Source organism: Streptomyces sp. NPDC057565, from assembly GCF_042801455.1.
Lineage (GTDB): Bacteria > Actinomycetota > Actinomycetes > Streptomycetales > Streptomycetaceae > Streptomyces > Streptomyces yanii.
This window is the reverse complement of record NZ_JBHVFU010000011.1, coordinates 209239-221331: the sequence shown is the minus strand read 5'-3', so window position 1 is coordinate 221331 and position 12093 is coordinate 209239. Positions and strand designations below refer to the sequence as shown.

The 12093-nt window shown below is 69.4% G+C and carries 15 protein-coding genes, 1 tRNA gene and 1 pseudogene; 7 read left to right on the top strand and 10 right to left on the bottom strand.

The annotated features are described in order from the left end of the window. Positions 1-322: pseudogene (locus tag ACFU8W_RS22260) on the top strand (transposase); the annotation flags it as partial. 8 nt (positions 323-330) lie between these two features. On the opposite strand, the gene ACFU8W_RS22255 reads toward ACFU8W_RS22260, so the two are convergent. Continuing rightward, entirely contained in the window at positions 331-1302 is a 972-nt protein-coding gene (locus tag ACFU8W_RS22255; protein WP_345510647.1) for a thiamine-phosphate kinase, read from the bottom strand. Between the two features lie 316 nt (positions 1303-1618). Here ACFU8W_RS22255 and ACFU8W_RS22250 point away from each other — a divergent pair, with 316 nt between their 5' ends. Together ACFU8W_RS22250 and ACFU8W_RS22245 are read left to right on the top strand one after the other, a co-directional pair. After that, complete coding sequence (locus ACFU8W_RS22250) at positions 1619-1852, top strand: Lrp/AsnC family transcriptional regulator (RefSeq protein ID WP_064070330.1); 234 nt, start codon at positions 1619-1621, stop codon at positions 1850-1852. A 20-nt stretch (positions 1853-1872) separates the two neighbouring features. Further along, complete coding sequence (locus ACFU8W_RS22245) at positions 1873-2361, top strand: DUF3515 domain-containing protein (protein ID WP_384039776.1); 489 nt, start codon at positions 1873-1875, stop codon at positions 2359-2361. Positions 2362-2368: 7 nt separating this feature from the next. On the opposite strand, the gene ACFU8W_RS22240 is transcribed toward ACFU8W_RS22245, so the two are convergent. Genes ACFU8W_RS22240 through ACFU8W_RS22230 form a run of 3 tightly spaced genes read right to left on the bottom strand, consistent with a single transcriptional unit; the run spans position 2369 to position 5346 of the window. After that, positions 2369-3526: a D-alanine--D-alanine ligase family protein gene (locus ACFU8W_RS22240; protein ID WP_384039773.1), complete on the bottom strand. Its 1158-nt coding sequence runs from the start codon at positions 3524-3526 to the stop codon at positions 2369-2371. 60 nt (positions 3527-3586) lie between these two features. Next, positions 3587-4597: an NAD(P)H-dependent glycerol-3-phosphate dehydrogenase gene (locus tag ACFU8W_RS22235; RefSeq protein WP_345510650.1), complete on the bottom strand. Its 1011-nt coding sequence runs from the start codon at positions 4595-4597 to the stop codon at positions 3587-3589. Next, entirely contained in the window at positions 4594-5346 is a 753-nt protein-coding gene (locus ACFU8W_RS22230; protein ID WP_327244154.1) for a lysophospholipid acyltransferase family protein, read from the bottom strand. Before ACFU8W_RS22230 ends, ACFU8W_RS22235 begins: the two co-directional genes overlap by 4 nt. A 163-nt stretch (positions 5347-5509) precedes the next feature. Here ACFU8W_RS22230 and cofC point away from each other — a divergent pair, with 163 nt between their 5' ends. Together cofC and ACFU8W_RS22220 are read left to right on the top strand one after the other, a co-directional pair. After that, a complete protein-coding gene (gene cofC, locus ACFU8W_RS22225; protein WP_384039770.1) occupies positions 5510-6193 on the top strand; it encodes a 2-phospho-L-lactate guanylyltransferase in 684 nt (227 codons plus the stop codon). Positions 6194-6203: 10 nt separating this feature from the next. Beyond that, positions 6204-6407, top strand: a complete 204-nt coding sequence (locus ACFU8W_RS22220) for a hypothetical protein (protein WP_326792733.1) — start codon at positions 6204-6206, stop codon at positions 6405-6407. Between the two features lie 111 nt (positions 6408-6518). Here ACFU8W_RS22220 and ACFU8W_RS22215 read toward each other — a convergent pair whose 3' ends face one another. The 4 genes from ACFU8W_RS22215 to leuC all read right to left on the bottom strand — a co-directional run bounded on the left by ACFU8W_RS22215 (position 6519) and on the right by leuC (position 9680). Next, a complete protein-coding gene (locus tag ACFU8W_RS22215; protein ID WP_345510656.1) occupies positions 6519-7181 on the bottom strand; it encodes an HU family DNA-binding protein in 663 nt (220 codons plus the stop codon). Between the two features lie 143 nt (positions 7182-7324). Beyond that, complete coding sequence (locus ACFU8W_RS22210; RefSeq protein ID WP_072487271.1) at positions 7325-7552, bottom strand: hypothetical protein; 228 nt, start codon at positions 7550-7552, stop codon at positions 7325-7327. Positions 7553-7656: 104 nt separating this feature from the next. After that, positions 7657-8250 carry a 3-isopropylmalate dehydratase small subunit gene (gene leuD, locus ACFU8W_RS22205; RefSeq protein WP_327244157.1) on the bottom strand — a complete coding sequence of 198 codons (594 nt, stop codon included), beginning with the start codon at positions 8248-8250 and terminating at the stop codon, positions 7657-7659. 5 nt (positions 8251-8255) lie between these two features. Further along, positions 8256-9680: a 3-isopropylmalate dehydratase large subunit gene (gene leuC, locus ACFU8W_RS22200; RefSeq protein WP_384039764.1), complete on the bottom strand. Its 1425-nt coding sequence runs from the start codon at positions 9678-9680 to the stop codon at positions 8256-8258. 175 nt (positions 9681-9855) lie between these two features. Here leuC and ndgR point away from each other — a divergent pair, with 175 nt between their 5' ends. Beyond that, on the top strand, positions 9856-10572 hold the full coding sequence (gene ndgR / locus ACFU8W_RS22195; protein WP_030928691.1) for an IclR family transcriptional regulator NdgR: 717 nt from the start codon (positions 9856-9858) through the stop codon (positions 10570-10572). 118 nt (positions 10573-10690) lie between these two features. On the opposite strand, the gene ACFU8W_RS22190 is transcribed toward ndgR, so the two are convergent. After that, positions 10691-11215, bottom strand: a complete 525-nt coding sequence (locus ACFU8W_RS22190) for a DUF4188 domain-containing protein (RefSeq protein ID WP_384039761.1) — start codon at positions 11213-11215, stop codon at positions 10691-10693. 71 nt (positions 11216-11286) lie between these two features. Between ACFU8W_RS22190 and ACFU8W_RS22185 the strand changes: the two genes are divergently transcribed. Continuing rightward, positions 11287-11928: a MerR family transcriptional regulator gene (locus ACFU8W_RS22185; RefSeq protein WP_384039758.1), complete on the top strand. Its 642-nt coding sequence runs from the start codon at positions 11287-11289 to the stop codon at positions 11926-11928. Positions 11929-12016: 88 nt separating this feature from the next. Here the strand turns inward: ACFU8W_RS22185 and ACFU8W_RS22180 are convergent. Beyond that, positions 12017-12089 (bottom strand) — tRNA-Glu (locus tag ACFU8W_RS22180). Positions 12090-12093 lie beyond the last annotated feature (4 nt).

Here is a 12093-nt window from a genome sequence, read left to right as displayed (position 1 = left end):
GACCTGGCTGATCCTCGCGGCCTTCACCCAACTCCGGCTCGCCCGCCCCCTGGCAGCCGACCTGCGCCGGCCGTGGGAGAAACCCGGCCCGCCCGGCAGACTCACTCCCGCCCGGGTCCGCCGCGATTTCCGGCACCTCCGCCCGAAGGCCGCCTGCCCCGCCGGAGCACCGAAATCCTCACGACCCGGCCCAGGACGGCCACCCGGGCGCAGGAACAACGAGCCCACCCCACGCCACGACGTGCACACAGTCCGCAAAACAGACACCGCGAAGCGGCGGACGAAGAAGTCAACGACCCCACGTCCACGCCGAACAGGTTAAAGATCAAGCTAGTGGGCGTCCTCGATGCCGCCGAAGTGGTCCCAGCCGCCCTTGCTGGTCCAAGGAGCCCCGTCGACCGTCACCTGGGGCAGCGCGGACGGGTTGAGGACCTCGCCGATCACCTTCCAGCGGGCGGGCAGCTTCACGTCCTGGGGGAAGGTCGCGACGATCGCGTGGTCCTCTCCACCGGTGAGCACCCACTGGAGCGGGTCCACGCCGACCGCCTGGCCGATGTCGGACATCTGCGAGGGAATGTCGATCAGCCCGGACCGCAGATCGATCCGGACCTTGCTGGCCTCGGCGATGTGGCCGAGGTCGGCGACGAGTCCGTCACTGACGTCGGTCATGGCGGTGGCGCCGAGTCCGGCGGCCGCGGGGCCCGCGTGGTACGGCGGTTCGGGGCGCCGGTGGGCCTCGACGAAGGCGCGCGGCGAACGGAAGCCGCGGGAGAGGACCGCGTACCCGGCGGCGGACCAGCCGAGCCAGCCGGTAACGGCGACGACATCGCCGGGTCGGGCGCCGGCCCGGGTGACGGGTTCGTGGTTGCGCAGATCGCCGAGTGCGGTGATCGCGACGGTGATGGTCTCCCCGGCGACGACGTCACCGCCGACCACGGCCGCACCCGCGACCTGGCACTCGTCACGGATGCCGTCCATCAACTCGCCCGCCCACGTGACCGGAAGTGCGGCCGGGACGACCAGGCCGAGCAGCAGCGCGGTGGGGACGGCGCCCATGGCCGCGATGTCGGCGAGGTTCTGTGCGGCCGCCTTGCGTCCGACGTCGTACGCCGTCGACCAGTCGCGGCGGAAGTGCCGTCCCTCCAACAGGATGTCCGTACTGGCCACGACCCTGCGGTCGGGAGCGGCCACGACCGCGGCGTCGTCGCCAGGTCCGAGCCGTACCGCCGGAGTGCTGGTGAGCCGGGACGTGAGCTCCTTGATGAGCCCGAACTCCCCCAACTCGCCCACGGTTCCCTTCACCGAGTCTCACCTCTCATCTGTCGCGCCGGACGGACGTCCGGTCTCGGTCGGCGGCCGGTGGTCCGGGCCGTGGCCCGGCCGCCGGGAGCAGTCTGCCCCCGTTCCCACCGGCATGCCTGCCCCCGTCCGCACCGCTGCGCTTGCGGTCGCGGGCCTTCAGTGCTGTCGGTACTGTCAAGGCATACGTCAACTGATGGCATCCGTGCGCCACGCTGTGGGCGTCATCCGTCCCACAGGTCTCCCCGCCGCCCTCGGCAACGCGATACCGTGGCGTCTCTTTCCCCCACATGATCCTCGTGGCCGCCCTGGAGGTTCCGTGGTACAGGCGTACATCCTTATTCAGACCGAGGTGGGCAAGGCGTCGACCGTCGCCGAGACCATCGCGAAAATCCCGGGAGTGATCCAGGCAGAGGACGTCACCGGCCCCTACGACGTGATCGTGCGCGCGCAGGCCGACACAGTCGATGAACTCGGCCGCATGGTCGTCGCCAAGGTCCAGCAGGTGGACGGCATCACCAGAACCCTGACCTGCCCGGTCGTCCACCTGTAGCCCCCGTCTACGCTGGGCCGGTGACGTCCTTCCGCCGCCGGCTCCGCCGCCCCGTGTTTCTCGGTCCGTCCGCTGCCGTTCTGGTGCTGGCCGCGGCGGGCTGCTCCACAACGGGGTCCCCGGCGTCGATCACGGTCCCCACCCCGGTGCCGGAAGTCGCAGCCTACTGCGGTGCCCTGCACAAGGAGCTGCCGGAGACCGTTGCCGGACAGAACCGTGACGACTCCGGGCCGAGGTCCGTACTGACCGCCTCTTGGGGGGACGGGGCGATCGTACTGCGCTGCGGTGTCGACCGGCCCGCGAAGATGGACGATCCCATGGCCAAGGGGACCGAAGCGGACGGCGTCAACTGGCTGCTGGAGCAGCCGGAGGACGCCGGTCCGCGGTTCACCACGACCTATCGCAAGGCGTATGTCGAGGTGACGCTCTCGAAGGCGTACGCCCATGACGCCAGCCCGCTGGCTGCGTTCGCCCCGGCCGTCAGGAAGACGGTCCCCAACAGCGTGTAGCTCTGGGTCAGCGCAGGCCGGTGGGCCGGGTCAACGCCGCCTGGATCAGCCGGTCGACCAGCTCCTGGTAGCTCACACCGCTCTCCTGCCACATCCGCGGATACATGGAGATCGGAGTGAAGCCCGGCAGCGTGTTGATCTCGTTGATGACGAACGTGCCGTCCTCGGTGAGGAAGAAGTCGGCGCGCACCAGGCCTTCGCAGGACGCGGCCTCGAACGCGTCGATCGCGAGCCGCTGGACCTCGGCGGTCTGCTCCTCGGTGAGCGGGGCGGGCACGATCCCGGACGCCGAGTCGATGTACTTGGCCTCGAAGTCGTAGAAGTCGTGCGAGGTGACCGGCGGGATCTCGGCGGGCACGCTGGCACGCGGTCCGTCCTCGAACTCCAGCACCCCGCACTCGATCTCGCGGCCGCGCAGCAGCGACTCGACGAGGAACTTGGGGTCGTGGCGGCGGGCTTCCTCGATCGCCTCGTCGAGTCCGGAGAGGTCGTCGACCTTGGTGATGCCGATGGACGAGCCGGCCCGCGCGGGCTTCACGAAGAGCGGCCAGCCGTGTTCCCCGGCGAAGTCCACGATGCGCTTGCGGGCGGCGAGGGGGTCGTTGTCCCATTCGCGGGGGCGGACGACGACGTACGGGCCGACGGGCAGCCCGAACGAGGTGAAGACCCGCTTCATGTACTCCTTGTCCTGGCCCACCGCCGAGGCGAGCACACCGGCACCCACGTACGGCACGCCTGACAGCTCCAGGAGCCCCTGAAGGGTGCCGTCCTCGCCGTACGGGCCGTGCAGGACGGGGAAGACGACATCGACCTCGCCGAGCGCCTTGGGCACCGAGCCGGGCTCGCTGTAGACCACTTCGCGGCTGCCGGGGTCGACGGAGAGCACCACGCCGCCCTCGGAGGACTCGGCCAGTTGGGCCACGTCCGGCATCTTCCGGTCCGTGATGGCCATGCGTTCGGGCTCGTCGGCGGTGAGCGCCCAGCGGCCGTCCGTCGTGATGCCGATCGGCAGGACGTCGTACTTCGTCCGGTCGATGGCGTTCAGGACGGCACCTGCCGTGACGACCGAAATACCGTGTTCGGAACTGCGGCCGCCGAACACGACGGCCACACGCGGCTTGCGGAGCTGCTGCTTCGGGCTCTGGGGGAGGTTCTCGCTGCTCATATCGCGATGAGCGTACCTGCTGGTACGGGTCGCGTCAGCGTCACCGGGGCCGGTCGGGCGTCAGTGCCGCTCGGCCTTCGCGCTGCGCGACATGAGCTCGCCCAGAGCGACCATCGGCGGCTTGCCCTCGTGGACGATGGAGACGACCGTCTCCGTGATGGGCATGTCGACGCCGTGGCGGCGCGCCAGATCGAGCACCGATTCACAGGACTTGACGCCCTCGGCGGTCTGCTTGGTGACGGCGATGGTCTCTTCCAGCGTCATGCCGCGGCCGAGGTTGGTGCCGAAGGTGTGGTTGCGCGACAGCGGCGAGGAACAGGTCGCCACGAGGTCGCCGAGACCGGCGAGTCCGGAGAACGTCAGCGGGTCGGCGCCCATGGCGAGACCGAGCCGGGTGGTCTCGGCGAGGCCGCGGGTGATGAGCGAACCCTTGGCGTTGTCACCGAGGCCCATCCCGTCGGCGATGCCGACGGCGAGACCGATGACGTTCTTCACTGCGCCGCCGAGTTCGCAGCCGACCACATCGGTGATGGTGTACGGGCGGAAGTACGGGGTGTGGCAGGCGGCCTGGAGACGGCGGGCCACCGACTCGTCCTGGCAGGCGACGACGGCCGCGGCGGGGCGGCGTTCGGCGATCTCCTTGGCCAGATTGGGGCCGCTGACGACGGCGATGCGGTCCGCGGGAACCTTGGTGACGTCCTCGATGACCTCACTCATCCGCTTCGCGGTGCCCAGTTCGACGCCCTTCATCAGCGAGACGAGGACGGTGTCCGGTTCGAGGTGCGGGGCCCAGTCGGCGAGGTTGGCGCGCAGCGTCTGCGACGGCACGACGAGCACGGCGAAGTCGGCGCCGCGCAGCGCCTCGGCGGCGTCGGTGGTGGCCCTGATGGATTCGGGGAGCTCAATTCCCGGCAGGTAGTCGGGGTTGGTACGGGTCGTGTTGACCGCCTCGGCGAGCTCGGCGCGACGGCCCCAGAGGGTGACCTCGCAGCCGGCGTCGGCGAGGATCATGCCGAAGGCCGTACCCCATGAGCCGGTTCCGAAGACGGCTGCTTTTACGGGGTGCGTCACTTGGGTGCCTCTCCTTCGGCCTTGCGCCGCTGTTCGGCACGCGCCTTGCGGTGGTCGTAGAGCTCGGCGGGGGCCTTCTCGCCGCGTACGACTTCGAGCTGGGCGGTGACCGCGGCCATGATGACCTCGGTCGCCTCGCGCAGGACGTCGGGCGTCGGCTCCATGTCGTAGAACCGGGAGAGGTCGACGGGCGGACCGGCCTGCACCTGGAGGGTCTTGCGCGGGAAGAGTTGGAGCTTGTTCTCCTTGGCGTACGGCGGCATCACCAGGTTCGCGCCCCACTGGGCAACGGGGATGACCGGGGCCTTCGTCATCAACGCGACGCGGGCGGCGCCGGTCTTGCCGGCCATGGGCCACATGTCGGGGTCGCGGGTGAGGGTGCCCTCCGGGTAGAAGGCGACGCACTCGCCGCGCTCGATGGCGTCGACGGCGGCCCGGAAGGCGTCCAGCGCGTTGGTCGTCTCGCGGTACACGGGGATCTGTCCGGTGCCACGCAGCATCATTCCGACAAAGGGGGTCTTGAAGAGCCCCGCCTTGGCGAGGAGCCGCGGCACCCGGCCGGTGTTGTACTGGAAATGACCGTAGGAGAGCGGGTCCAAGTACGAGTTGTGATTGACCGCAGTGATGAATCCGCCTTCGGCCGGAATGTGCTCCATTCCCCGCCAGTCACGCTTGAACAGAACCACCAGCGGCGGTTTTGCGATGACCGCCGCCAGGCGGTACCAGAAGCCGATTCTGCGGCCGGACACTCGGACACCTTCCTCTACGGACCTGACGTGTTTGCCTGCCTGTGGCGGTCAAGTCTCGCCCCAGGCCCCTGCTCTGTCGAGAACACCGTACGCCCCACCCCCGGGGCCGCCCCTCCGGGTTGTCGCACCGGGTTGTCGTACCGGCAGGCGAGAATAAGCGGCGATGCGCACCGAGGGGGAGATCGCCACGAACACCGACCGGACCGGGGTGTGGTCCCTGGTCGTCCCGTTGAAGCCGCTGGCAAGGGCCAAGAGCAGGCTGACGCAGGCAACGGGCCCGCTGCTGCGCCCCCGGCTCGCTCTGGCCTTCGCCCAGGACACCGTGGCCGCCGCGCTGGCCTGCCGGGCCGTACGGGATGTGGTGGTCGTCACGGACGACCCGATGGCCGGGGCCACGCTCTCGGCGCTCGGCGCGCGCATCGTTCCCGACCGACCGGCCGCCGGACTCAATGCCGCGCTGGCCCATGGCGAGCGGGCGATACGCGACCGAAGGCCCGCCGCCGCAGTCGCCGCGCTCAACGCGGATCTGCCCGCGCTGCGTCCCGCGGAATTGTCCCGGGTGCTCGAATTCGCCGCTGAATTTCCGCGCGCATTTGTCACGGATGCAGCGGGAATCGGCACGACTTTCCTGTCGGCTTCGGTGGGGATGGAATTGCGTCCGGCTTTCGGGGGTCCGTCCCGGGCCCGGCATCTTGCCTCGGGCGCGGTGGAAATAGTCCCGGCCGGCATCGACTCGGTCCGCCAGGACGTGGACACCGGCGCCGATCTGCGGGCCGCGCTGGCCCTCGGGGTGGGTCCGCACACGGCGGGCAGCTTGGCCGCGGAAGTGCCCGCGAGGGACCGATAGGCTGCCGTTCATGCAGGCGACCTCGTACACGTACGACCCCGAGACCCGCACCGGCAGTGTGCTGCTCGACGACGGCACCCCGGTGGAATTCGACGCCCCGGCCTTCGACGCGGGCGGCCTGCGGCTCCTGCGCCCGGGGCAGCGGGTGCGGATCGAGGTGGAGGGCGAGGGAGCGGCCCTGCGGATCACCCTGGTGACGCTGCAGACGTTCTGAAGGGCGCGTCCGGCCCACGGGGCCGCTGAACGCACCCCGGACAGCCCGCGGGCCGGGCTCCCCGAGGGGAGCCCGGCCCGGCGCGTGTGAGGAGCCCTGCGCTGCTCGGTCTCACTTCTTCCGTGCGACGGCCTTCTTGGCCGTGGTCTTGCGCGCCGTGGCCTTCTTCGCGGGCGCCTTCTTCGCCGTGGCCTTCTTGGCGGGCGCGGTCTTGGCGGCAACGGCCTTCTTGGCAGCCGTCGTCTTCTTCGCCGCCGCGGTGGTCTTCGCGGCTGCCGTGGTCTTCTTGGCCGCCGCGGTGGTCTTCTTCGCGGCGGTCTTCTTGGCCGCGGCGGTCTTCGCTGCCGTCACGGTCTTCTTGGCGGTGACCTTCTTCGCCGCGGCCTTCTTGGCGGTGGCCTTCTTGGCGGCGGCCTTGGTGATCGCACGGGCGGAAACACCACCCGAGAGGCTGCCCTTGGGCGCCTTCTTCACGGCCACATCGTGCTTGGGGAGCTTCTTCGAGCCGCTGACCAGGTCCTTGAAGCCCTGTCCCGCACGGAAACGGGGCACCGAGGTCTTCTTGACCCGCACGCGCTCACCCGTCTGCGGGTTGCGGGCGTAGCGGGCCGGGCGGTCGACCTTCTCGAACGAGCCGAAACCGGTGACCGAGACCCGGTCCCCCGCGACAACTGCACGGACGATCGCGTCGAGTACCGCGTCGACAGCGTCCGCGGCCTGCTGACGGCCGCCGACCTTGTCGGCAATCGCTTCTACGAGCTGTGCCTTGTTCACGTCTTCCCCTTCGGAGACATTGCCCGAACGTAAGTGTTCAAGCGTTTTCGCACGTTAGGCAGATATATACCGCAAATCAAACACGAAACGGGCTAATCACCCTAGTGCCGCAACGAAGTCGGCCTCCGCACAGTTCCGCAGAGTCAGTCACCTTCGGGGAATCGGCCCTCATCGAGGTCCTTCATCAACCGGTCCAGACGCCTTGCCGCATCCGGGAGATCGTGCTTCGCCGCAGCCGTGATGACCAACAGCTTCCGGGACAGCGCCATCCGTACGCCCTCCGGGACTTGCAGTGCGCGCACTCTTGTGTGCGCTTCCTTCAATCGGTCGGCGACTTGGCCGTAAAGCTTGAGTTGGCTGTCGCGTTCCATGCACCGATTGTGCCATCTGGGGCGAGTTGTCGCCCGACGGGGTCTCAACAAACGACTGCGCCCCCTACCAGAAGGCAGGGGGCGCAGTACTGGAAACGCGCTGCTCAGGCGTTAATTGTACGCGGCTTGAAGGTCGGCCTTGCCGCCTCATAAGTCGCGATGTCCGCTTCGTTCTGAAGGGTGAGGCTGATGTCGTCCAGCCCGTTCAGCAGTCGCCAGCGGGCGTTCTCGTCGAGCTCGAAGTCGGCGGTGATGCCCTCGGCCCGGACCTGGCGCGCCTCCAGGTCGACAGTGACCTCGGCGGCCGGGTCGGCCTCGGTCAGCTCCCACAGTGCGTCGACGACCTTCTGGTCGAGAACCACGGTCAGCAGCCCGTTCTTCAGCGAGTTGCCGCGGAAGATGTCGGCGAACCGGGAGGAGATGACGGCCTTGAAACCGTAGTTCTGCAGGGCCCAGACGGCGTGTTCACGGGAGGACCCGGTGCCGAAGTCGGGACCGGCCACCAGGACCGTTGCGCCGTCCCGCTCGGGCCGGTTGAGGACGAACTCGGGGTCCTTGCGCCATGCCTCGAAGAGCCCGTCCTCGAAGCCGTCGCGGGTGACCTTCTTCAGCCAGTGGGCGGGGATGATCTGGTCGGTGTCGACGTTGCTGCGGCGCAGCGGGACGGCCCGGCCGGTGTGTGCGGTGAAAGCTTCCATGGTTCTCAGACTCCGGCGGACGTAAGGGCGTCGGACAGGTCGGCCGGCGAGGCCAGACGGCCCAGCACGGCGGTGGCGGCGGCGACCTGCGGGGAAACCAAGTGGGTACGGCCGCCCTTGCCCTGCCGGCCCTCGAAGTTTCGGTTCGAGGTCGACGCGGAGCGCTCGCCGGGGGCCAACTGGTCGGGGTTCATGCCGAGACACATCGAGCAGCCCGCGTGCCGCCATTCCGCGCCGGCCGCGGTGAAGACCTTGTCCAGGCCCTCCTCGACGGCCTGCAGGGCGACCCGGACCGAGCCCGGGACGACCAGCATCCGTACGCCGTCGGCGACTTTGCGGCCGTCCAGGATCGCGGCCGCGTTGCGCAGGTCCTCGATCCGGCCGTTGGTGCAGGAGCCTACGAAGACGGTGTCGACGTTGATCTCGCGCAGCGGCTGTCCGGCGGTCAACCCCATGTATTCCAGGGCCTTTTCGGCGGCGTTCCGCTCCGAGGCGTCCTCGTACGAAGCCGGGTCGGGGACGTTGGCCGACAGGGGCGCGCCCTGGCCGGGGTTGGTGCCCCAGGTGACGAACGGCGCCAGTTCGGCGGCGTCGATGACGACCTCGGCGTCGAAGACCGCGTCGTCGTCCGTGCGCAGCGTCTTCCAGTACGCGACGGCAGCGTCCCAGTCCTCGCCCTGCGGGGCGTGGTCGCGACCCTTCAGGTAGTCGAACGTGGTCTCGTCCGGGGCGATCATGCCGGCCCGGGCGCCCGCCTCGATCGACATGTTGCAGATGGTCATCCGGGCTTCCATCGAGAGCTTCTCGATGGCGGAGCCGCGGTATTCGAGGATGTAGCCCTGGCCGCCGCCGGTGCCGATCCGGGCGATGATCGCGAGGATCAGGTCCTTGGCCGTGACACCGTCGGGCAGTTCGCCGTCGATGGTGATCGCCATGGTCTTCGGACGGGCCAGCGGCAGCGTCTGCGTGGCCAGGACGTGCTCGACCTGGCTGGTACCGATACCGAACGCCAACGCGCCGAAAGCGCCGTGCGTGGAGGTGTGGGAGTCGCCGCAGACGACGGTGGTGCCGGGCTGGGTCAGGCCCAGCTGGGGGCCGACCACGTGCACGACGCCCTGCTCGACGTCGCCCAGCGGGTGCAGCCGTACACCGAACTCCGCGCAGTTCTTGCGCAGGGTCTCCAACTGGGCGCGGGAGACCGGGTCGGCGATCGGCTTGTCGATGTCGAGGGTCGGGGTGTTGTGATCCTCGGTGGCGATGGTGAGGTCGAGGCGCCGCACCCGGCGTCCGGCCTGCCGGAGGCCGTCGAAGGCCTGGGGGCTGGTCACCTCGTGCAGCAGGTGCAGATCGATGAAGAGAAGATCGGGCTCGCCGTCCGCGCGCCGGACGACGTGGTCGTCCCAGACCTTCTCCGCGAGTGTCCTACCCATCGCTTTCCCTCCGGCCGGCGTCTTCGCCGGCCCAACTAGAGATTTCGGTGCGTCGCCGTCCGGACCCCCGTGCGGGGCGGTGGCTACGGGCCGTTGTGCGGCCGCCCCTACAGGTTCGCAACTTCCGCGGGAAATTGAACTTGCGTTTCACAGAGTGAGACGCGAGTATCGTCGTATGGACAACTCTAGCGGCGTCGGCGTTCTCGACAAGGCGGCTCTGGTATTGAGCGCCCTGGAGTCCGGCCCGGCCACCCTCGCCGGGCTGGTCGCGGCGACCGGGCTTGCACGACCCACGGCTCATCGACTGGCTGTGGCACTGGAACACCACCGGATGGTGGCGAGGGACATGCAGGGCCGATTCATCCTCGGCCCCCGACTGGCGGAGCTCGCGGCCGCGGCAGGCGAGGACCGCCTGCTGGCGACGGCGGGCCCGGTGCTCACGCATCTGCGGGACATCACCGGCGAGAGCGCGCAGCTCTACCGCCGGCAGGGCGACATGCGGATCTGCGTGGCTGCGGCGGAGCGACTGTCCGGACTGCGGGACACCGTGCCGGTGGGCTCCACCCTGACCATGAAGGCGGGCTCGTCGGCCCAGATCCTGATGGCCTGGGAGGAGCCCGAGCGCCTGCACCGCGGCCTTCAGGGAGCCCGCTTCACGGCGACGGCGCTCTCGGGCGTGCGCCGCCGGGGCTGGGCCCAGTCGATCGGCGAGCGGGAGCCGGGCGTCGCCTCGGTCTCGGCGCCGGTACGCGGGCCGTCGAACCGGGTGGTCGCCGCGGTCTCGGTCTCCGGACCGATCGAGCGGCTGACCCGCCACCCGGGACGGATGCACGCCCAGGCGGTCATCGACTCGGCGGCCCGGCTGAGCGAGGCCCTGCGCCGCAACGGCTGACGTACGGATCACGTACACAGGCGCGGCCTCGGGCCCGCCTGCCGCACAGGCCCGGCACGCAGGCCCGGCACAGCAAGAAATCGTTCCCCGGCCGTCCCAGCGTCGTGACGGCCCCCTCTCAGCCCTTCCGCGCCGCGGACGAGCGGTGCGCGAAACGGTCCGCCGCCCTCCGCCCCCGCTTCTCGATCGGCAGCACGCCGGTCGCCGCAGCCAGTCCGTACGGCGGCATGTCGGCGTAGATCGATTCGTACGACCCCTCGGGTGCGACGTATGTCTCGTGCCACAGCCCCACGTGCTGCCGGGACTTCCTCTCTTTGCGGTTCATGATCGCCCAGGCCTTGCGGTGGAACATGTCGGGCGCGGCGGCGTACGCGTAGAGCTTCTCCTTGGACTCCCAGTACTGGACGACGTAATACGTCCTCGGCGATCCGGACAGCAGGGTGTAGCCGAGCAGCCCGCGGCTCCTGTCCCGGCTCAACTCCCGCAGCATGCGCGGCATTGCCACGAAGACCGGCAACCAGTGGTGCACGCCCCAGAAGTGATTGATGCGCATCCCGATGAGCAGGACGACCACGTCCCCCTCGGCTGCCGCGGTCGTCCGCCCCGGTATCGGCTTCACACGCACGTTGCCCCCTGATCGCATTGGAGAGTGCAGCTATCCAATGGTTGGATAGTGACACTGCCCAAGGGGTGGCGCAAGGGAAGGCACAGAACATGCGACTCGCGGAACTGAGCAAGCAGAGCGGCGTCTCGACGGCGACGATCAAGTACTACCTGCGCGAGGGGCTGTTGCCGCCCGGTGAGCGCGTCAGCGCGACCCAGGCCGAGTACGACGAGAGCCATCTGCGCCGACTGCGTCTGGTGCGGGCACTGATTCAGGTGGGCCGCCTCCCGGTGGCAACGGCCCGCGAGGTACTGGCCCACGTCGACGACGAATCCCTCGGCCGCACGATCCGGCTGGGCGCCGCCCTCTGGTCGCTGCCGCACGGCCCCGAGCCGGACGAGGACGCCCCGGAGACGGAATCAGCGCGCCGCGAGGTCGACCGGCTTCTCGACCGGCTCGGCTGGGCGTTCGTGCAGGAACTCGGTTCCCTGGACCCCACGTACCGCTCGCTGGTCGCCTCCATGGCCACACTCATCCGGCTCGGCTACGCCTGCGACATCGAGTACTTGACCGAGCAGGCCCGCCTCATGGAGCAAGTCGCGGTCCGCGACCTGGACATGATGGAGTCCTATCCGGCAGGAGCGGAGCAGGTGGAGATGGCGGTGGCCTCGGTCGTGCTCCACGAACCGCTGCTGCTGTCGCTGCGCCGGCTGGCCCAGGAGGAGGAGTCGAACCGGCGGTACGGACTCTGAGTGCGCCGGGCCCGCGCGCAACGGGTCCCAGGCACACAAGCAAGGGCCCCTCACCGAAGTGAAGGACCCTTGGCTGCTTGCTCTGTTGTACCCCCGACCGGATTCGAACCGGCGCTACTGCCGTGAGAGGGCAGCGTGCTAGGCCGCTACACAACGGGGGCGTAT